The sequence below is a fragment of the Microbacterium sp. Bi98 genome (assembly GCF_918698045.1).
Classification (GTDB): domain Bacteria; phylum Actinomycetota; class Actinomycetes; order Actinomycetales; family Microbacteriaceae; genus Microbacterium.
The window spans coordinates 130,286-150,038 of the sequence record NZ_CAKKLK010000001.1; the positions used below are offsets into that span (position 1 = coordinate 130,286).

Annotated in this window: 17 protein-coding genes; 5 read left to right on the top strand and 12 right to left on the bottom strand. The window is 67.7% G+C overall.

The genetic code is table 11. The annotated features are described in order from the left end of the window. Nucleotides 1-17: 17 nt before the first annotated feature. Entirely contained in the window at nucleotides 18-782 is a 765-nt protein-coding gene (locus LQZ85_RS00605; RefSeq protein ID WP_056280023.1) for an alpha/beta hydrolase, read from the bottom strand. Nucleotides 783-1,145: 363 nt separating this feature from the next. Here LQZ85_RS00605 and LQZ85_RS00610 point away from each other — a divergent pair, with 363 nt between their 5' ends. From LQZ85_RS00610 to LQZ85_RS00625, 4 genes are all read left to right on the top strand, one after another. Next, entirely contained in the window at nucleotides 1,146-2,216 is a 1,071-nt protein-coding gene (locus LQZ85_RS00610) for an HNH endonuclease signature motif containing protein (protein ID WP_230100520.1), read from the top strand. Nucleotides 2,217-2,315: 99 nt separating this feature from the next. Further along, nucleotides 2,316-2,900 (top strand): hypothetical protein, encoded by a 585-nt coding sequence (locus tag LQZ85_RS00615; protein ID WP_157538294.1) that lies wholly within the window; start codon nucleotides 2,316-2,318, stop codon nucleotides 2,898-2,900. After that, nucleotides 2,888-3,709: a PKD domain-containing protein gene (locus tag LQZ85_RS00620; protein ID WP_230100334.1), complete on the top strand. Its 822-nt coding sequence runs from the start codon at nucleotides 2,888-2,890 to the stop codon at nucleotides 3,707-3,709. Before LQZ85_RS00615 ends, LQZ85_RS00620 begins: the two co-directional genes overlap by 13 nt. A gap of 301 nt (nucleotides 3,710-4,010) precedes the next feature. Continuing rightward, nucleotides 4,011-4,841, top strand: a complete 831-nt coding sequence (locus tag LQZ85_RS00625; RefSeq protein WP_230100335.1) for a hypothetical protein — start codon at nucleotides 4,011-4,013, stop codon at nucleotides 4,839-4,841. 145 nt (nucleotides 4,842-4,986) lie between these two features. On the opposite strand, the gene LQZ85_RS00630 is transcribed toward LQZ85_RS00625, so the two are convergent. The 7 genes from LQZ85_RS00630 to rsmA all read right to left on the bottom strand — a co-directional run bounded on the left by LQZ85_RS00630 (nucleotide 4,987) and on the right by rsmA (nucleotide 13,206). Next, nucleotides 4,987-6,108: a sugar-binding protein gene (locus LQZ85_RS00630; protein WP_053097082.1), complete on the bottom strand. Its 1,122-nt coding sequence runs from the start codon at nucleotides 6,106-6,108 to the stop codon at nucleotides 4,987-4,989. 60 nt (nucleotides 6,109-6,168) lie between these two features. Continuing rightward, complete coding sequence (gene mmsB, locus LQZ85_RS00635; RefSeq protein WP_053097084.1) at nucleotides 6,169-7,527, bottom strand: multiple monosaccharide ABC transporter permease; 1,359 nt, start codon at nucleotides 7,525-7,527, stop codon at nucleotides 6,169-6,171. Next, entirely contained in the window at nucleotides 7,524-9,044 is a 1,521-nt protein-coding gene (gene mmsA / locus LQZ85_RS00640; protein ID WP_222839478.1) for a multiple monosaccharide ABC transporter ATP-binding protein, read from the bottom strand. The genes mmsB and mmsA overlap by 4 nt, the downstream gene beginning before the upstream one ends. A 155-nt stretch (nucleotides 9,045-9,199) precedes the next feature. Further along, nucleotides 9,200-10,213 carry a LacI family DNA-binding transcriptional regulator gene (locus tag LQZ85_RS00645; protein WP_053097086.1) on the bottom strand — a complete coding sequence of 338 codons (1,014 nt, stop codon included), beginning with the start codon at nucleotides 10,211-10,213 and terminating at the stop codon, nucleotides 9,200-9,202. A gap of 100 nt (nucleotides 10,214-10,313) precedes the next feature. Next, on the bottom strand, nucleotides 10,314-11,246 hold the full coding sequence (locus tag LQZ85_RS00650; RefSeq protein ID WP_230100336.1) for a 4-(cytidine 5'-diphospho)-2-C-methyl-D-erythritol kinase: 933 nt from the start codon (nucleotides 11,244-11,246) through the stop codon (nucleotides 10,314-10,316). Between the two features lie 13 nt (nucleotides 11,247-11,259). Continuing rightward, the gene (gene mgrA, locus LQZ85_RS00655) at nucleotides 11,260-12,327 is read right to left on the bottom strand and encodes an L-glyceraldehyde 3-phosphate reductase (protein WP_056280014.1); all 1,068 of its coding nucleotides are present in this window, start codon (nucleotides 12,325-12,327) and stop codon (nucleotides 11,260-11,262) included. Nucleotides 12,328-12,336: 9 nt separating this feature from the next. Then, nucleotides 12,337-13,206 carry a 16S rRNA (adenine(1518)-N(6)/adenine(1519)-N(6))-dimethyltransferase RsmA gene (gene rsmA / locus LQZ85_RS00660; protein ID WP_056280012.1) on the bottom strand — a complete coding sequence of 290 codons (870 nt, stop codon included), beginning with the start codon at nucleotides 13,204-13,206 and terminating at the stop codon, nucleotides 12,337-12,339. A gap of 55 nt (nucleotides 13,207-13,261) precedes the next feature. Here rsmA and LQZ85_RS00665 point away from each other — a divergent pair, with 55 nt between their 5' ends. Further along, a complete protein-coding gene (locus LQZ85_RS00665) occupies nucleotides 13,262-14,521 on the top strand; it encodes an MFS transporter (protein WP_056280009.1) in 1,260 nt (419 codons plus the stop codon). Here LQZ85_RS00665 and LQZ85_RS00670 read toward each other — a convergent pair. Genes LQZ85_RS00670 through LQZ85_RS00685 form a run of 4 tightly spaced genes read right to left on the bottom strand, consistent with a single transcriptional unit; the run spans nucleotide 14,500 to nucleotide 19,745 of the window. Further along, nucleotides 14,500-15,372, bottom strand: coding sequence for a TatD family hydrolase (locus tag LQZ85_RS00670; RefSeq protein WP_056280008.1), 873 nt, complete (start codon nucleotides 15,370-15,372; stop codon nucleotides 14,500-14,502). The two genes, LQZ85_RS00665 and LQZ85_RS00670, sit on opposite strands and share 22 nt — an antisense overlap. A gap of 2 nt (nucleotides 15,373-15,374) precedes the next feature. Then, complete coding sequence (metG, locus tag LQZ85_RS00675) at nucleotides 15,375-16,952, bottom strand: methionine--tRNA ligase (protein WP_056280006.1); 1,578 nt, start codon at nucleotides 16,950-16,952, stop codon at nucleotides 15,375-15,377. Between the two features lie 38 nt (nucleotides 16,953-16,990). Continuing rightward, nucleotides 16,991-18,532, bottom strand: a complete 1,542-nt coding sequence (locus LQZ85_RS00680) for a molybdopterin-dependent oxidoreductase (protein ID WP_056280004.1) — start codon at nucleotides 18,530-18,532, stop codon at nucleotides 16,991-16,993. 43 nt (nucleotides 18,533-18,575) lie between these two features. Continuing rightward, nucleotides 18,576-19,745 (bottom strand): family 1 glycosylhydrolase, encoded by a 1,170-nt coding sequence (locus LQZ85_RS00685; protein WP_053097102.1) that lies wholly within the window; start codon nucleotides 19,743-19,745, stop codon nucleotides 18,576-18,578. Nucleotides 19,746-19,753: the final 8 nt, after the last annotated feature.

A 19,753-nucleotide genomic window follows, 5' to 3' on the forward strand; every position in this document is an offset into this window, starting at 1 on the left:
CGGTCTGGGTGGCCCGGTCAGCCTCCTGTCACGGCTGCCTCGCATCCGGCACCCTGCGCACGAGCGCGCCGGCCGAACAGCTCCGGGAGCGACGCCGTGAACTCCTCGAAGTGGCTGTACCAGACAGTGTGCGCGGCTCCGGGGATGCTGCGCACGTCGATGCCGTTCGCCTCGAACCGGGCGACGTCGGCGGCGGTCACCCAGTCGCTCGGGTCGGCGCGGACGATGATCGACCCCGGGTCGGGAAGCCACATGTGATCGCGGCCGCAGGAGACGGATGCCATGGTCGTCGGGTCGAAGCGGCGGGCGGCGAGGGCCTCGATCTCGGCATCCCTCTCCGAGTAGAACGGACGCGAGGCGCGGAGGTCCTCCGGCGACAGTCGCGCTTCGCGATCGCGGGCGTACCGCTCGATGAGATCGTCACGGTCGCTGCCGCCGGGGAGGACGAGTGCGGCATCGATATAGATGCCCGGTTCAGGTCGGAGCAGCGGGGCCGCCTGTGCGAGCACGCTCGCCCCGTAGGAGTGCCCGACGGCCGCGAGCGGCCGCCCCGGGGCGAGACTTCGGACGGTCTCGACCACCGACGATGCGGCCCGCTCGATCGTCAGACGCGGGTCTCGCGGGGACAGACCGTGACCGGGGAGATCGATCGCCAGCACACGGAAGCCCTGTGCAGCGAGCACCGGCATCACACGCCACCAGCTGTCGGCCGAGCCCATCATCCCGTGGAGCAGAACCACCGTACGAGGGCCGTCGCCGACGTCGACGGCGTGAAGGAGCATGACGTCAGTGTCGCATGAGTCATCACTCTTCCGGGATCATGTCGGTTCGGGAATGTCTCGAAGCTTTGTTCGAATGTCGGTGGTCCGTGATCTACTCGGAGACATGACAGCACTGCTCGACGCGACGGACACGCAAATCGCGAATCTCGCCGATCTCGTCGCCGCGTTGCAAGTCGCAGAGGCGACAGTGAGCAGCATGAGCGCCGCGCGCGACGGGCTGCTGGCGATCGCCGGTCGGCTCGCGGTCGACATCGCGAAGCAGGGGGATCACCCGGACCGGGGAGACCACTCGATCAGAACCATCGCGGCCGAGATCGGAGCCGTGCAGCATGTCAGCGATCGCACCATCGAGCGGCGGAGCTGCTGGTCGATCGGTTCCCCGCCGTCTGGGCCGCACAGGGAGCGGGGCGGATCAGCGCCGCGCACTCCCGCGTCATCGTCGACGCAGGTTCGGGCCTCGAGTCGCCCGATCACCGCGAGGCATATTCCGCGGTGATCCTTCCGCTGGCGGAGGTGGAATCGCCGAACCGACTGCGCGCGCTGGCACGCCGTGTGGCCGAGCGCTTCGCTCCGACGACAGTGTCGGAGCGGCATCGTCGCGCCAGATCTCAGCGGCGAGTCTGGGCGACGGATGGCGAAGACGGGATGGCAACGCTGCACACGCACGCGCCTGCCGCGCTCGTCCACGGCATGTTCGACCGTCTCTCGCAGATGGCGCACGCACTGCGCGTCGAGAACCTTCGCGCGAAGCGGCGGGCGGCTCGCGACGGCGATGAGTTCGAGGCGGATGATCGGACGGTCGACGAGATCCGCGCCGACCTGCTCGCCGACCTCGTGCTCAGCGGCCAGCCGACCGGGCACGACAGCGAAGACGGACTGCTGGCGACCATCAGTGCGCGCATTGAGATCACCGTTCCGGTGACGACCCTGATGGACGACGATGCGCACGAGGGGTCGGGTGCTCCGGATGCCGAGGCGGCGCCGCCCGCCGAGCTCGACGGCGTGATTCCGATCGACGTCGATACCGCGCGCCGATTGGCCGGGCAGACGAAGGGATGGGAGCGGGTGCTGACGCATCCGATCACCGGTCGCGTCCTCGCCGTCGACCGATACCGACCGAGCGGCCACCTGCGCAGGCACCTACGGGCGAGAGATCAGCGATGTCGATTCCCGGCATGCGGAGTGGCGGCGCGGAAATGCGACCTCGACCACAACCATGCTGCCTCGACGGGTGGCGCGACCTGCGAATCGAACCTGGCATCGTTCTGTCGCCGACATCACGTTCTGAAACATCACACGCCATGGCACGTCGAGCAGAAGCCCGGCGGGGTCATGGAGTGGACGAGTCCCATCGGGCGGACGTACATCGACACTCCCCCTGCACCGAACACGGTGATCTTCACCGAATCGGATGCCGTGCGTGCGCCGTTCTGAGCGGAGACGTTCGCGCTGGCGCGGACCTGTGGAGAAACGCGACGCGAGCCTGGCCGATTTCACTACGGTGGCGCGGTGACTCCTCCTCCATTGCGCCCCTTGTCCGTTCTTGCGATTCGTCACGGCAGAGGCGGTGGTGCGGCAGTTCCACGGTTGGGCGCGCGCATAGTTGCTGTCGCCGTAGTGGCGTTGGGGGTTGGCGCTCTCGCGGGATGCACCACTGAACCCGAGCCCGCCCCTACGCCCACCGCGGCCTTCGCCAACGAGGAGGAGGCGTTCGCTGCAGCGGAGAAGGTGTACCGGGCGTACAACGAGGCGTTGAACGAACTCGATCCGGCGCTCCCGGAGACGTTCGAACCGCTGTTTCTGCTAGCGAGCGGGGGTCTTGAGGCTGCGGATCGAGAGAACTTCTCGGTGATGCACGCGGAAGGCCACATCATCAGCGGCGACGCAAGGGTGGCGAGCTTCGAAGGCGAGTCGAGCTCGCCGCCCTATGACCTTGTCATCGCCGCGATATGTCTGGATGTGAGCGCGGTAAATGTGATGGATGCCAACGGCAATTCACTCGTCGCACCCGGGCGGCCGGACATGTACGCCCTATCCGTTGAGTTCGTGGCGGGGGATGACCGGCCGCTCACCATGGACTCCTCACGTCGCGTGGGAGACGAACAATGCACCGACTGATAGCTGTTGCTGCAGTCGCGGGCGCGCTCTGGTCGATGATGGCTACGGCTGACGGAAGCGACAGCGCGGGCGACTATCTGTACGGCACAGATGGTTCCTCCCTCACCATCTCCGGCACCCAGCAGCAGCCGAGCACTGATCCCGGCACCGACTCGAATTGGAGTGATGGCGGTCCGGGCGACGGCAAGGGTCCGAGCACACCGTCGGGACCGAGCCAGGAGGCGATCGACCTCGCGGCATGCATGGACGACTCGGGCACCACGCGCTGTGCGCCGCGCCCGAACCGGCCCGCTCCCCCGGCCTCCGCTCCGTCGACGCCGGGCGCGCCGACGATCACCATCTCCGACCTGGCGCGATTCGCACCGGCATCAATCCGTGCGACCGCCGAACCCGGCAACGTCGGGATCGCCGGGATGCCGACGAACTTCACGGCCGCAGCATCCACGCAGATCCAAGACGGCGAGCTGTTCGGCGCCCCGCTGCGTGTGCGCTTCGCGCCGGCCAGCTACATCTACACGTACGGCGACGGGAGCTCGGCGACCGTGACCACGCCGGGTCAGACGTGGGAGGCGCTCGGTCAGGCGCAGTTCACGCCGACCCCGACCAGCCACGTCTACCGCGAACCCGGCGTGTACCCGGCCCGCGTGGACATCCGATTCACCGCGCAGGTGGACCTCGGCGGCGGATGGATCGACATTCCCGGGCAGCTCACGACCAGCGGCGCCACGCAGGAGATCCGCATCCTCGAGGCCCGCACCGCGCTCGTCGCCCACACCTGCCACGAGAACCCGGCCGGCGTCGGCTGCTGAAGAACGCACCACAGCAGCACGACAACAAGAAAGAGCCGCCGGCCCCGAAGGTCCGAGCGGCCCTCTTCTGCCCGATGGCTGATCGCTTTCTCGTACGACTCGACGATCTCGAGGAGGCTCGGCCTTCCGAGAGCAAGTTCGCCTACGGCGCTCTGCTCCTCCAGAGGCAGCCGCCGACCGATCCCCTCCGGCTTAAACTAGGCAGGTGCCATGGAGTCGCCGGGTGTTCTCGCTCTCACTAGCCGACCGCAAGGCAAAGCTGGTGCAGTCGAGAAGGCGACCCGGTCGCTTCGAGCTCAGCGTGGATGGAATTGCGCAGTCCGTCGTCTCGATGACCGAGCCGACCGACCTCGAGTACAGCTACACCCAACACATCGCCCGCGCAATGGATGCCGCCGCCGAGCCTGGTGCGCCGCTGTTCACCGTGCATCTGGGGGCCGGAGCACTCACGCTGGCACGCTACGTCCAGGCGACGCGCGCCGGATCACCTCAGCTGGTGGTGGAGTTCGAACCCGCGCTCTACGCCGCCGTCATCGACGCGCTGCCGTTGCCTCCCGGGTCTGACATACGAGTCATCCTCGGTGACGCTCGAACGGTCGCGGACGCCGCTTTTCCGAATGAGAAGACATCGCCGGTGCAGTCATCTCCGTCCCCCGGACTTGACGACGCCGCGAGTTATCGCACCGCAATCGACACCGATTGGGTGGAGGCGTGCTTCACCGTCGTCGATCTCTGGGATGCCGCCGTCATCCGGCATCGTGTGGCCAGCCAGGAGTTCTATCGCCGGGTCGCCGCGCGCTCCGCAGCAGCGGGCGTGGTCGCCGTGAACCTGCTCGACGGGCATCCGTTCGAATACTCACGACGACAGGCCGCGACCCTGAGCACCGTGTTCGATCACGTCGCTGTCGTGCTCGACGCAGAGCCGGAAGATGCGGAAGGGCCACTCGGCAACGTCGTCATTTTCGCGAGCGATGAGCCGCTGGACAAGGTCGCCGCCTCCGTTTTGCTCGACACACCGCGGCCTCATCTCCTCCGCGATGGCCCTCTGACGTCGTGGATCGCTGAAGCGCGCATCATGACAGATGCCGACGGCACAGACTCTCCCGATCCCGACGACCCCGTCTGGGGCTAGCGCCGTGTGCGGACGTCCTCCGACAGGACGTCCGCTTCCGGCCAGCGGCTCGTCCGCGCGCGGTGTGAAAAGTCGACCCGACATGGCGAAGAGCCGCCCGGACCCGAAGGTCCGGACGGCTCGTCTGCGGTGAGTGCGATGTCGCTTACTGGTACGACTTCACGATCTCGAGGAGGCTCGGCACGTTGGCGTACGCCTCAGCAGCGTTCTCCTTGGTGACGATGATCGGGTCGAGCAGGTACGCCGGAACGACCTTGGCGCCGTTGTCGTACGACTCCTCGTCGTTGACATCGACGGTCTCGCCCTTCTGCAGCTGGCCGACCATCTTGATCGACTGCTCGACGAGCAGTGCGGTGTCCTTGTTGATCGTGGAGTACTGGATGCCCTCCATGATCGACTTCACCGACTCGACCTCGGAGTCCTGACCCGTGACGACCGGAACCGGCTTGCCGGCCTGCTGCACCGAGGTGATGATGGCGCGAGCAAGGGTGTCGTTCGGCGACAGCACGCCGTCGACCACGGTGTCACCGCTGTACGACGAGGTGAGCAGCGTGTCCATACGGTTCTGCGCGTTCTCCGGAAGCCATCCCTCGGTCGCGGTCTGCGCGATCTCGGTCTGCTTCGACACGACCACCAGGTTGCCGTTGTCGATCTCCGGCTGGAGCACGTCCATGGCGCCGTCGAAGAAGACCTTCGAGTTGGCGTCATCCGGCGAGCCGGAGAAGAGCTCGATGTTGTACGGAGCCTCGTGGCCCGCACGCTCGGCGAGACCGTCGAGCAGGGCCTGGCCCTGCAGCTGGCCGACCTTGAAGTTGTCGAACGCGACGTAGTAGTCGACTGCCTCGGTGTTCTCGATGAGACGGTCGTACGCGATCACGTATGCGCCGGCATCCTTGGCCGCCTGCACCTGGGTGGCGAGCTGCTTGCCATCCTTCGCGCCGATGATGATGACCTTGGCGCCGTTGGTGACCATGGCCTGGATCTGGTTCTGCTGCTCGGCGACCGTGTTGCTCGCCGGAGCGTACTGCACGTCTGCCTTGAAGCCGGCCTCTTCCAGGCCGTCCGTGAAGAGCTGACCCGCGAGGACCCAGTTCTCACTGGTCTTGTCGGGAAGGGCGACACCGATCGAGGAGTCGGCGGCGAAGCCTGCTTCGGCCTCTTCGCCGGATCCCGTGTCGGTTCCGCCGCCGCGCTCACCGGAGCAGCCCGTGAGTGCGAAGGCAGCCGTCGCGACGAGCGCTGTCGCTGTGACGATGATCTTCTTCATGTGATCTCTTTCTGTGTGATGTGACGGATTCTGCGTGCGAGCACTGCGCGGAGAGTCCGCTTACTCGGCCCTCGTCTTATCGACGGGAGGGGCTTGGTAAGTCCTGTTGGGTTCGAAGGTCGCGGTGGCCTCCGGGTCGCTCCTGCGGCCCGACCGGCGGGTCAGGAGACCGATGAGCGACGGACGGCCCTGCTGCTTGTTCCAGACGTCGATGCCGACCGCGAGCAGCAGCACGAGGCCCTTGATCATCGAGACGACGTCGGCACCCTGGCCGAGCAGAGCGAGACCGTTGTTGAGGAACGCCATGACCAGACCACCGATGATCGAGCCGATCACGGTACCGATACCACCGGCGACCGCAGCACCACCGATGAACACCGACGCGATCGCGTCGAGCTCCCAGCCGGTGCCGTCGTTCGGTCCGGATGCCTGCGAACGGGCGACGAAGATCATGCCGGCGAGTGCGGCCATCATCGACATGTTCATCATGACGAAGAAGTCGACCCAGCGGTCCTTCACGCCGGAGAGGCGTGCGGCCTGGCGGTTGCCACCCACGGCGTAGATGTGGCGACCGAAGACGGTGTTCCGCGTGATGAACGAGTAGATGATCACGAGGGCGAGCAGGATCAGACCCGGAACCGGGAAGCTCGTGCCCGGGCGACCCGTCGCGAACATCCACGCAGCGGCGAGCACGACGACCGAGAGCAGCACGACCTTGACGACGCTGACCCAGAGGGGCGCACTGTCGGAGCCCATCTTGTGCTGCTGGCGACGGGTGCGGATCTCCCAGAAGACCAGCCACGCCACCGCGACCAGCGCGAGGATCATGGTCGGCACGTTGAAGTCCAGCGGGAGCCCGACCTCAGGAAGGTAGCCGGTGCCGATCACCTGGAAGCCCTTGGGCACCGGGATCGTCTGAGCGTCACCGATCCACTGCTGCGCGCCACGGAAGAAGAGCATGCCGGCGAGCGTCACGATGAACGCGGGCACCCCGACGTAGGCGACCCAGAACCCCTGCCAGGCGCCCACCAGGGCACCGACGCCGAGGCCGAGCAGGATCGCCAGCGGCCAAGGGAGGTTCCAGTCGGCCATCGACTTCGCGACGATGATGCCGGTGAAGGCCGCCACGGAGCCGACCGACAGGTCGATGTGCCCCATGATGATGACCATCACCATGCCGATCGCGAGGATCAGGATGAACGAGTACTGGTTGATGACGTTGATCAGGTTGCCCGACGTCAGCGTCGCGCCGTTCGGTCCGTTGCGCAGCAGCGTCAGCACCTCGAAGAGGACGATGATGACGATGAGGCTGCCCAGGATGCCGAACTGGCGCAGTGACGAGGTGCCGTTGCTTCCGAACATCTTGCGGATGTCGCCGAAGTGGAAGCCGCGCTTCGTTGTCGTGAGGTCGGTGGTCATGCGGATGCTTTCTGAGTCGCGGAGGTCATGCTGCGCATGAGAGCCTCGGGTGTCGCCTGGTCGGCCGGGATGCAGTCGGTGACCCGACCTTCGAAGACTGTGTAGATGCGGTCGGAGATGCCGAGCAGCTCGGGCAGCTCGCTGGAGATGACGATGACGCCCTTGCCCTGGGAGGCGAGCTCGTTGATGATCGCGTAGATCTCGTACTTCGCTCCGACGTCGATGCCGCGCGTGGGCTCATCGAGGATCAGCAGGTCGGGGTCGGTGAACATCCACCGGGCCAGCACGACCTTCTGCTGATTTCCTCCCGAGAGCTTGCCGACGCCCTCTTCGACGCTGGGCGTCTTGATGCGCAGCGCCTTGCGGTAGCGCTCGGCGACCGAGTACTCCTCGCGCTCGTCGACGACGCCGCGCTTCGAGATCTTCGACAGCTTCGCCGCCACGACAGACCGCTTGATGGTGTCGAGCAGGTTGAGCCCCAGCACCTTGCGGTCCTCGCTGACGTACGCGAGTCCGTGCTTGATCGCCGAGGAGACGTCGGGGATGGTGATCTCCTGGCCGTCCTTGACGATCTGTCCGCCGAGGAACGTGCCGTAGGAGCGACCGAAGATGCTCATCATGAACTCGGTGCGGCCCGCGCCCATCAGACCGGCGATGCCGACGACCTCGCCACGACGCACGTTGAGGTTCGACCCCTTGACGACCATCCGCTCAGACACGGTCGGGTGCTGCACCCACCAGTCCTTGACCTCGAAGAACACGTCGCCGATCTCGGGGGTGCGGTCGGGGTAGCGGCTCTCGAGCGAGCGGCCGACCATGCCGCGGATGATGCGGTCCTCGTTGATCTCGCCGCGCGAGATGTCGAGCGTCTCGACCGTGCGACCGTCGCGGATGATCGTGATCTCGTCGGCGATCTGCTCGATCTCGTTGAGCTTGTGGCTGATCATGATCGACGCGATGCCCTTGGCCTTCAGACCCAGGATCAGGTCGAGGAGGTGCTGCGAGTCGTTCTCGTTCAGTGCCGCGGTGGGCTCGTCGAGGATGAGGAGCTTGACGTCCTTGTTGAGGGCCTTCGCGATCTCGATCAGCTGCTGCTTTCCGACACCGAGCGTCTTGATGGCGACGTCGGGGTCTTCGCGCAGGCCGACGCGGGCCAGCAGCTCGACCGTGCGCTGACGCTGGGCGCGCCAGTCGATCGCGCCGAAGTGGCGGATCTCGTTGCCGAGGAAGATGTTCTCGGTGATCGAGAGCTCAGGGATCAGCGCGAGCTCCTGGTGGATGATCGCGATCCCGGCCTGCTCGCTCGCCGCGATGTCGCGGTAGCGCTGCTCCTCGCCGTAGAGCAGGATCTCCCCCTCGTACGTGCCGTAGGGGTACACGCCGGAGAGGACCTTCATCAGGGTCGACTTCCCGGCGCCGTTCTCGCCGCAGATCGCATGGATCTCTCCGGCCCGGACGGTGATGGACACGTCGGACAGCGCCTTGACACCCGGGAACTCCTTGGTGATGCTGCGCATCTCCAGGATGGGGCCTGACACGACCGGCAACGTTGCTGTGGTGCTCACAAGATCTTCCTCGCGACGGGCGGTCACCTTCGATGTGACCGTTCACATTGGATTACATAGTCTACGCTCGCTGAGACGGTGTCAAGACCACTCGCGAAAATGTGGCCTTATCGAGGCGCGGACGATTCCCGCGTTCGAAGGGTCGTCTGCAGGGGCCCGAACTGCGGCACCTGCTCACCACGGATCTGCGCGAGCAGGATGCGCACGGCGCGGCGACCCAGCTCGGGGAAGTCCTGATGCACCGTGCTCAGCGTCGGTGCGACATGCGCCGCGACCGGGATGTCGTCGAACCCGACGACGCTCACGTCCTCGGGCACGCGGATGCCGGCATCCCTGAACCCGTGCAGCAGCCCGATCGCCATTTGGTCGTTCGCGACGAACACGGCCGTGAAGTCACGCCGTCGGGCGAGCTCCTGCCCCGCGAAATACCCGAAGTCGGCCGTCCAGTCTCCGCGGATCGGCGGGAAGGTGGGCAGATCGGCCTCCCGCAGAGCATCGAGGTATCCGCGCATGCGCGACTCGGCCTCGATCCAGTCCTGCGGCCCGGCGATGTGGATGATGTCGCTGTGCCCGAGCCCGATCAGATGCTCGGTGGCGGTGCGCGCGCCCGCGACCTGGTCGGCCGACAGGGTCACCCCGTCGGAGCCGGAGGCCGTCTGCAGCGAGACGAACGGCATCTCGACCGCCATGCCCTTCAGCACATGGAACGCCCGGACCTGCGGGGCGAGCACCACGATGCCGTCGACCTGCTCGCGTGCCAGCTGCCGCAGGGCGTTGCCGATCGCCTCGGGCGTCGTGGCCGAGAGGTTCAGGGTCGAGACCGAGTACCCCTCCTCGCGAGCGGCGTCCTCGATGCCGACGATCGACGACGTCGGTCCGAACTCCCCCACCGTGGCCGAGAGGATGCCGAGCATGTTGGACTTGCTCGTCACGAGCGCCCGCGCCGCGAGGTTGGGGCGGTAGTCCAGCACGGCGATGGCGTCGAGGACCTTCGCCTTCGTCTCGGGACGGATGCTGGGGTGGTCGTTCAGCACCCGCGACACGGTCTGGTGCGATACCCCCGCGAGTCTCGCGACGTCGCGGATGCTCGGCATCCGGGCACGCTCGGAGGCAGTCGACATCACAGACCTCCTTGTATGTGCACGGTCACACCGTCTCTTCATTATGTATGCCAGGCGCGCGGAGCGCACCTCGCCGAGGCGAGGATGCGGGCGGGCCGGGTCAGGCGAGGATGCGCGCGCCGGGCACAGGCCCGTGCACGTGCAGCGACTCGAGTCCGTGCTCACGCAGCAGCGACTGGACCTCCTGCGCACCCTCGGGGCTCGGGCAGAGGAGAGCGACGGTGGGTCCCGAACCCGACACGATGCCCTGCAGAGCGCCGGCGTGGATGCCGCGCAGGATCGTGGTCTCCAGCTCGGGCCGCTCGTACAGGGCGGCCTCCTGCAGGTCGTTGTAGATGCTCTCGGACAGCAGCTCGGGATCGCCGGAACGCAGCGCCTGCAGCACGGGAGCCGGCACCTCGAGCGACAGCGGCGGATCGTCGGCGAGAGAGCCCTCAGCGTCTCGCAGCGCATCGAGTCGCGCATACACGACGGGCGTGGACAGCCCGTCATCGCTCGGGACGAGCACCCAGTCGAACCGCCCGCTCGCCAGCGCGGGATTCAGCTGATCTCCTCGGCCGGTTCCGACGGCGGTGCCGCCGTGCAACGCGAACGGGACGTCCGCGCCGAGCCGGGCGGCCAGCTCATGCAGGCGGGCGGTCGAGAACCCGGTACCCCACAGTGCGTCGCACGCGACGAGAGCGGCCGCGGCATCCGCCGACCCGCCGCCCATGCCTCCGGCGACAGGCACGCTCTTGCGGATCTCCAGCGCCACCCCGCCGTCGTACTCGGCCGCGGTCGCGAGCAGCTTGGCGGCGCGCATCGCGAGGTTGCGATCGTCCAGCGGCACGGTGTCGGGGTCGTCGACGCCCGAGACGGTGATCGAGAAGTCGTCGGCGTGCCGGGCGATCACGTCCTCATAGAGCGAGACCGCCTGGAACACCGTGGCCAGCGCGTGATACCCGTCGTCGTGGCGGCCGCCCACACCGAGATAGACGTTGATCTTGCCGGGCGCGCGCACGTGCACGGAGTCGACGGGGGCGGCGAAGCTCATGTCGGTGTTCCCGTCACAGCTCCGTCGACGTCGCCCACAGGTCGACGTCGATGGCACCGGCCGCCTCGTCGATGCGGCCGAGCTCGTCGTCGGTGAATGCCGGACCGTTGACGGCGGCGATGTTCTCGTCGAGCTGCTCGGGACGCGATGCCCCGACCAGCGCGGAGGCGACGACCGGGTTGCGCAGCGTCCATTGGATCGCCATCTGCGCCAGGGACTGCCCGCGCTGCTCGGCGATGGCGTTGAGCGAGCGGAGGGTCTGCACGGCGGCATCCGACAGCGGCGCATCCGGCAGCGAACCGCGCTTCTGCGCACGGGCGGCCGTGCCGTCGCCGAGGTACTTGTCGGTGAGGAGCCCCTGCGCGAGAGGTGTGAACGCGATCGTACCGACGCCGGACTGCTCGAGGGTGTCGGTGAGGCCGTCTTCGACCCAACGGTTGAGGATCGAGTAGGCGGGCTGGTGGATGACGAGCGGGGTACCGAGGTCGGTGGCGACGGCGACGGCCTCGGCCGTGCGCTCGGCGCTGTACGACGAGATGCCGACGTAGAGGGCCTTGCCCTGGCGCACGAGCGTGTCGAGCGCCCCGATGGTCTCGGCGACCGGCGTCACGGGATCGGCGCGGTGCGAGTAGAAGATGTCGACGTGGTCGAGGCCCATGCGGGTCAGCGACTGCTCGGCGCTCGCGAGGATGTACTTGCGGCTGCCGAAGTCTCCGTACGGACCCGGCCACATGTCCCAGCCCGCCTTCGACGAGATGATCAGCTCGTCGCGGTAGGGGCGGAAGTCCTCGGCGAAGATGCGGCCGAAGTTCTTCTCGGCCGAGCCGTAGGGCGGGCCGTAGTTGTTCGCGAGATCGAAGTGCGTGATGCCGCGGTCGAAGGCGTGACGCAGCAGCGCGCGCTGGTTGTCGAGCGGGATGTTGTCGCCGAAGTTCCACCACAGGCCCAGCGAGATGGGCGGCAGGAACAGCCCCGAGGTGCCGACCTGGCGGTACTCGAACTGCTGGTAGCGGCTCTCATCGGCGGCGTACGGCCGGTGGAGCTCGGGGATGTTCGGACGGAAGCGAGGAGAGTCGGTCACGGTGCCAGGTTAGTCGGTGACGACGGCGTCTTCGATCTGAGCGACGTGCCGCGCAATACGGTGATAGTCATCGACCGTGAGGTCCTCGCCACGAGCGGTCGGCGCGACTCCGGCCGCGATCAGGATCGCGGATGCCGCGGCGGAGCTGCCGAAGAGCTCGGACAGCGCCTGTCGCAGCATCTTGCGGCGCTGGTTGAAGGCGGCATCCACGATCTTGAAGGTGAGTCGGCGTTCGTCCTCTGTGCCGCGCTCGCCCTCCGACCGGTCGAATCCGACGAGCAGGCTGTCGACGTTCGGGACCGGCCAGAAGACCTGACGGGACACGGTGCCCGACAGCTTCCACTCGCCGTACCAGGCCGCCTTGACACTCGGGGTGCCGTAGATCTTGGAGCCCGGCTTGGCCGCGATGCGCTCGGCGACCTCGGCCTGCACCATCACGACACCGCGCTTCAGGTAGGAGAAGTTCTCGAGGAAGTGCAGCAGCACGGGGACCGAGACGTTGTAGGGCAGGTTCGCGACCAGCACGGTCGGCTCGCCCGGCAGCTCCGTGATGCGCAGCGCGTCGGCATCGACGACCGTGAGCATGTCGGCGGGAACGCCGTGCTCCTCGGCGGTCTGGGCGAGCCGGGCGGCGAGCCGGTGATCGATCTCGACAGCGGTGACGGATGCGCCGGCCTCGAGGATCGCGAGGGTGAGGGAGCCGAGCCCCGGGCCCACCTCGACGACCCGCTCCCCCTGCTGGACGCGGGCGGCGTGCACGATCTTGCGCACGGTGTTCGCGTCGACGACGAAGTTCTGTCCGAGCTTCTTGGTCGGGGTGACATCGAGCTCGGCGGCGAGCCGGCGGATCTCTGTGGCGCCGAGCAGGGTGACTGTCATTGCTCCATTGTCCCCCACCCCCGCCGGTGTCCGAGCCGCCCAGTAGTCTGCTGTGATGCCCTCCCTCGGTGAACTGATCGCACCACGGCGCATGGGCAGGGATTTCCGCTGGCTGCTCGCATCATCGTGGACGAGCAACGTCGGAGACGGCGTCGCCCTCGCGGCCGCTCCCCTGCTCATCGCGTCGATGACGTCGTCGCCCATCCTCGTCGCGTCCGGGGCGATCCTGCAGTTCCTCCCGTGGCTGCTGTTCGGGCTGCACGCCGGAGCCATCGCCGACCGGTTCGACCGTCGGCGCCTCGTGATGTTCGCCAACGCGGCACGGGCCGTGGCGCTCGCGGGGCTCTGCGCGTTCCTGCTCACCGGAACCGCGAACATCTGGATCGTGCTCGCCGTGGCCTTCCTCTACGGCACGGCGGAGGTCTTCGTCGACACCGCCGGCAGCACGCTGCTGCCGATGCTCGTGAAGCCGGCCGACCTCGGCATCGGCAACGCGCGGCTGCAGGCCGGGTATCTGGTCGCGAACCAGTTCGCCGGGCCGCCGCTCGGCGCGTTCCTCTTCGCCGCCGGCGCGGCGTGGCCGTTCCTGCTCGAGATCCTCTGCGTCCTCCTCGCGGTCGTGCTGATCTCGCGCATGGCCCGCACCCCCGTGCCGCCCCGGTCAACGGGAGACGGCGTGAAGTCGCACGTGCACACCGACATCGGCGAGGGACTCCGCTGGCTGTGGCAGAACCCGCCGGTGCGGATGCTGGTGCTGATCATCCTCGTCTTCAACGTCACCTGGGCGGCCCCGTGGGGCGTGCTCGTGCTCTATGCCACGGAGTATCTCAACATGGGCGCGGTCGGCTACGGCGCCCTGACGACCGCCTCGGCGGCCGGAGGAATCCTCGCCACCCTCTGCTTCGGCTGGCTCGAGCGCCACGTGTCGTTCGCGACGCTGATGCGCGTCGTCCTCTCGCTCGAGGTGCTGATGCACCTCGCGTTCGCACTCACCACCGCGGGCTGGGTGGCGCTCGTGATCATGTTCGTGTTCGGCGCCTACGCGTTCGTGTGGGGCACGATCTCGACGACCGTCCGTCAGCGTCTGGTCCCCGCCGAGCTGCAGGGCCGCGTGGCCTCGGTCAACATGGTCGGCGTGTTCGGCGGCATGGTCATCGGCCAGGCCCTCGGCGGGGTGATCGCCCAGGTCTGGGGTCTCACGGCTCCGTGGTGGTTCGCCTTCGTGGGCGCCGCGCTGACCCTTGTCCTGGTCTGGAAGCCGATCTCGCAGATCGTCAGTGCCGCACCGGCGGATCAGTCGGTGAACGAGCCGTAGACCCGCAGGGAGTTTGCGGCGAGTCGGGTCGACAGCTCGTCGACCTCGATGCCGAGCTCCGCCGCCATGAACCGCACCGTGATCGGCACGAGATAGGGGGCGTTTGGACGACCGCGCAGCGGCGTCGGGGTGAGGAACGGCGCATCGGTCTCGACGAGGATGCGGTCCAGGGGCGTCACCTTCAGCGCGTCGCGCAGGTTCTGCGCGTTCTTGAACGTGACGTTGCCGGCGAAGGACAGGTGGTAACCCGCATCCGCGCAGATCCTCGCCATCGCATCGTCGCCGGAGAAGCAGTGGAAGACCGTCCGCTCGGGCGCCCCGACGCGACTCAGCGTCTCGAGCACCGCGTCATGCGCGTCACGGTCGTGGATCTGCATCGCGATGCCGTGCTTCTTCGCCAGCGCGATGTGCGCCTCGAACGACTCGAACTGCGGCGCTCGGCGCTCGGGCTCGGTGCGGAAGAAGTCGAGACCCGTCTCGCCGATCGCCCGCGTTCGCGGGTGCGCCGCGAGCTCGTCGATCACCGCGATGGCCTCATCGAGACGACCCTCCTCGGCGTAGGCGGGCGCATCATTCGGGTGGATCGCGACAGCCGCGAGCACGCGCGGGTCCGACTCGGCGGCCTCGACCGCCCACCGGGACGACTCGATGTCACCCGATGCCTGCACCACCCCGGCGATGCCCACGGCCGCCGCACGATCGAGCTGCTCGGTCAACGAGAGCGGCTCATCGCCGTCGAGGATCTCGAGATGCGCGTGATTGTCGTAGACGGGCACGGCAAGGGGCTCCGGAGCCGCGGGATACCGGAGATCCTTGCGCCCGCCGCCGTCTCGCTGCTGCACGTACGTCATGCTCAGGCGGTGGACTCCACGCGCGGGAACAGCGGGGTGAGACCGTCGACGCTGGTGCCGGGACGCAGCACGCCCCAGGCTCCGGCCTCGCGGATCGGCTGGTCCTGCAGACGTCCGAGGCTCTCTGCGGCGCCGAGGGCGACCCAGAGCTTCTCCGTCGACTGCGGCATCACGGGCGAGAGCAGCACGGCGAGCGCGCGAAGTCCCTCGGCGCACGTGTAGAGAACGGTGCCGAGACGGCCGCGCTGAGACTCGTCCCGTGCCAATGCCCACGGCTCGTTCTCCGTGATGTAGCCGTTGAGAGCGTCGACGATCGTCCAGATCGACGAGATGGCCTCGTCGATGCGGAACTGCTCGATCGCGGCATCTGCATTCGAGGCGGCATCCGCGACGATCCTCTGGATCTCGAGATCCTTCTCGGTGTAGTCGGCGGGCGGCGGCACGATGCCCTCGAAGTACTTCTCGATCATCGCCGTGGTGCGCGAGGCGAGGTTGCCGAAGCCGTTGGCGAGCTCCGCCTGGTAGCGGGCCGAGAGGTCCTCCCACGAGAACGAGCCGTCCTGGCCGAACGCGATCGCCGAGAGGAAGTAGTAGCGGTAGGCGTCGGATCCGAAGACGTCGGTGATCTCGGTCGGCGCGATGCCGGTGAGCTTCGACTTCGACATCTTCTCACCGCCGACGAGCAGCCAGCCGTGCGCGAACACGCCCTTGGGCACATCGAGCCCTGCGGCCATCAGCAGAGCCGGCCAGATCACCGCGTGGAAGCGCAGGATGTCTTTTCCGACCACGTGATAGGCGGGCCAGCGGCGGTCGAAGGTCTCCTGATCGGAGCCGTAGCCGACGGCGGTGGCGTAGTTGAGCAGCGCATCGACCCAGACGTAGATGACATGCGACTCGTCCCACGGCAGCGGGATGCCCCAGTCGAACGTCGAGCGCGAGATCGAGAGGTCCTTGAGACCCTGACTGACGAAGGAGACGACCTCGTTGCGCGCCGAATCGGGGCGCACGAAGTCGGGCTGGGTCTTGTAGAGCTCGAGCAGACGGTCCTGGAACTCGCTCAGCTTGAAGAAGTAGTTCTTCTCCTGCAGCAGCTCGAGCGGCTTCGAGTGGATGGCGCAGACCTTGAGGCCCTCGAACGGACCGGTGCCGTCGACGATCTCGGACTCGGGCTTGAACTCCTCACAGCCCACGCAGTACAGCGCCTCGTACTCGCCCGCATAGATGTAGCCACGGTCGTAGAGACGCTGGAAGAACGTCTGCACGTTGGTCTCGTGGCGCTCCTGCGTCGTGCGGATGAAGTCGTCGTTCGCGACGTCGAGCGTCTCGAGCAGGGGGAACCACGCCTCGGTGACGAGCTTGTCGACCCACTCCTGCGGAGTGACGTTGTTCGCGGCCGCGGCACGGAGCATCTTCTGGCCGTGCTCGTCGGTGCCCGTCAGCATCCAGGTGTCATCGCCGCCCTGCCGGTGCCAGCGCGCGAGCGCGTCGACCGCCACCGAGGTGTACCCGTGACCGATGTGGGGCACATCGGAGGGGTAGTAGATGGGCGTGGTGATGTAGAACGATTCGCCTGCGGGCATGGGGACAATTCTAGGTGGGATGCAGGGGGTCGTTACGCTCAGGCGACAGACACCTCGATGCGGTGCCACCCCTGGGCGCCGTCGGGCACGACATCGGCCGGATCCGAGGTCTGCGTCTCCCCGTCGGCGCTGATCGCGCGACACTCGATCGTGTGCGCTCCACTCTCGGCCGCCCAGTCGAGACGCCACTGCACCCAGGTGTCGTCGGAGATCGCGGCGCCGAGCTCGGCGCGACGCCACTCACCGTCGTCGATCCGCACCTCCACACCCTCGACGCCCACGTGCTGCTGCCACGCCATGCCCGCGATGACGGCGTCGCCGGCCTCGATCCTGGTCCCCCGCCGGGGCACGTCGATGCGCGACTGCAGCTTCACCGGTCCGCGCTCCGACCATCCGCGGTCGGTCCAGTAGGCGGTCGTGCGGTCGAACCGGGTGACCTCGAGGTCCGTCACCCATTTGGTCGCCGACACATAGCCGTAGAGGCCCGGCACCACCATGCGCACCGGGAAGCCGTGTTCGAGAGGCAGCGCATCGCCGTTCATGCCGACCGCGAGCAGGGCATCGCGCTCGTCGGTGAGCGCCTCGATCGGCGTCGAGGCCGTGAACCCGTCGGATGAGGTCGACAGCACCATGTCGGCGTCGGGATCGACTCCCGCTCTCGCGAGCAGATCGCGCACCGGATGCCCGAGCCAGAGGGCGTTGCCGATCAGGTCCCCGCCGACCTGGTTCGACACGCAGGCGAGGGTGACGTGCGACTCCTGCATCGGCAGCGCGACCAGTTCGTCCCACGTGATCACGATCTCGCGATCGACCATCCCGTGGATGCGCAGCGACCAGTCGGCCGGGTCGATGCGCGGCACGATCAGTGCGGTGTCGATGCGGTAGAAGTCGGCGTTGGGGGTCACGACAGGAGCCAGGCCGGGGATGTCGAGCTCTGCACCGGCCGGCACCATCGGCGCGGGGGCGGCAGCCTTCGGCAGCCGCAACGTCGAGCGGATCGCCTCGATCGACCTCGTCGCGCCGCGGGCTGCGCTGCCGATGACGAGCGCCACGACGCCGGTCGCGGCGACGCCGACGGTCCACAGCAGGAACTGGCGGCGTTCCTCATGCTCGGCGCGGAGATAGGGGATCGGATGCACCTTGCGCATGAGCAGCCGCAGCGCGACGACCGCGGTCGCGCCGGCGACGAGACCGGGGAGCCAGGCGAAGGGGCCCGCGCCCGGACGGATCATCGCGGCCACCAGCGCCAGCACGCCGAGAGCGGCGAGGATCGCGGATCCCACGCCCGCGCGGCGGGATTCCAGGATGCCGGCGAGCGCGGCGACCCCGACGAGGACCACCGCTATCCCGGTGATCAGCGCCACCTTGTCGCCGGTGCCGAACAGTGCGATCGCCGCATCCTTCGCCCAGCTGGGGGCGAGATCGATGAGACCGCTGCCGATCACGGCGAAGGGGCTCGCGCTCGGCTCGACGATCGCTGCGACCAGCTCTGCCAGGCCGACCGCGACGACGGCCGCGCTCAAGCCGGCGGCCGCCGATCGAAGCCTGTCTCCGCGCTTCGCGCGGACTGCGTGGGTCATGATCAGAGCGTAACCCCGGGGCTGGGCCCCGGGGTCGTGCGGCTCAGAGCCCGTTGCGGCGTGCGACCTCTCCGAGCCAGGCGAGCGAGGGCTTCGGCGAACGCTCGAACGTCTCGTGATCGAAGCCGATCAGGCCGAAGGTCGGGCGGAATCCGCTCGCCCACTCGTAGTTGTCGAGTGCGCTCCAGTGCTGGTAAGCCTTGACCTCGATGCCGTCGGAGATGGCACGGTGGAGTCCCTCGAGAGCACCCTGGGTATAGGCGATGCGCCGCGTGTCGTCGCCGGTCGCGATGCCGTTCTCCGTGACGAGCACCGGCACGCCGCCGCTGCGCTCCCACGCGCTGCGCACGCCCATCTCGAGCGCCTCGGGGAAGAACTCCCAGCCGGTGAGCGTGGTCTCGACGTCGTCGGCGACCGGACGCGGACCCTCGGGGCCGATGAAGGTGCGGGTGTAGGCCTGCACGCCGACGAAGTCGTCACCGGCCGACTGATCGAGGTACCAGTGGTCGCGGGGGTCGCCGTACTCGGCCAGCATCTCGTCCGCCCCCGGCTCACCGGTGGAGTGGAAGGCCTGCGTCGCGATCGTCCATCCGGCCTGCACGCCCGAGACGGAATGCAGGATCTCGGAGGCCCGGTGGTGCGCGTCGAGCAGCGTGTCCGCGACGGCGAGGTCGGGGTTCGGCAGTCCGAAGGCGACGAGGTTCGAGGCATCCTCTCCCCCGGCGAGCATCGCCGCGATGTTCGGCTCGTTGATCGTGCAGACGTAGGTCACGCCCTCGAGGATCGGCAGCACGGTCTCGACGTAGCGGGAGAACAGGTCGACCGCGTCGTCCGCACGCCAGAAGCCGTCCTTCTGGAACCACTGCGGCACCGTGAAGTGCATCAGCGTCACCGTCGGGTCCAGACCGTTCTCCCGGGCCGTGTCGATCATGCGGCGGTAGTGATCCAGCATCGCCCGCGACACGAAGCCGCGCTCGGGCTCGATGCGCGCCCACTCCATCGAGAAGCGGTACGAGTTCAGACCGGCATCCGCCAGCAGCCGCATGTCCTCCGGGTACCGGTGGAAGTGGTCGGCGGCATCGCCCGAGGGCTCCACCATCGTCGAGCCCGGAGCATGCTCCATGGCCCACCAGTTGCTGGTCGTGTTGTTCCCCTCCACCTGATGGGCTGCGGTCGCAGCGCCCCAGAGAAAGCCGTCAGGGAATGTGAGCACGAGTGCTC

Coding starts and splice junctions, on each gene's coding strand:
- LQZ85_RS00605 (WP_056280023.1), bottom strand. CDS start 782: ATGCTCCTTCACGCCGTCGACGTCGGCGACGGCCCTCGTACGGTGGTT.
- LQZ85_RS00620 (WP_230100334.1), top strand. CDS start 2,888: ATGCACCGACTGATAGCTGTTGCTGCAGTCGCGGGCGCGCTCTGGTCG.
- LQZ85_RS00630 (WP_053097082.1), bottom strand. CDS start 6,108: ATGAAGAAGATCATCGTCACAGCGACAGCGCTCGTCGCGACGGCTGCC.
- mmsB (WP_053097084.1), bottom strand. CDS start 7,527: ATGACCACCGACCTCACGACAACGAAGCGCGGCTTCCACTTCGGCGAC.
- mmsA (WP_222839478.1), bottom strand. CDS start 9,044: ATGCGCAGCATCACCAAGGAGTTCCCGGGTGTCAAGGCGCTGTCCGAC.
- LQZ85_RS00645 (WP_053097086.1), bottom strand. CDS start 10,213: ATGTCGACTGCCTCCGAGCGTGCCCGGATGCCGAGCATCCGCGACGTC.
- LQZ85_RS00650 (WP_230100336.1), bottom strand. CDS start 11,246: ATGAGCTTCGCCGCCCCCGTCGACTCCGTGCACGTGCGCGCGCCCGGC.
- rsmA (WP_056280012.1), bottom strand. CDS start 13,206: ATGACAGTCACCCTGCTCGGCGCCACAGAGATCCGCCGGCTCGCCGCC.
- LQZ85_RS00665 (WP_056280009.1), top strand. CDS start 13,262: ATGCCCTCCCTCGGTGAACTGATCGCACCACGGCGCATGGGCAGGGAT.
- LQZ85_RS00670 (WP_056280008.1), bottom strand. CDS start 15,372: ATGACGTACGTGCAGCAGCGAGACGGCGGCGGGCGCAAGGATCTCCGG.
- metG (WP_056280006.1), bottom strand. CDS start 16,952: ATGCCCGCAGGCGAATCGTTCTACATCACCACGCCCATCTACTACCCC.
- LQZ85_RS00680 (WP_056280004.1), bottom strand. CDS start 18,532: ATGACCCACGCAGTCCGCGCGAAGCGCGGAGACAGGCTTCGATCGGCG.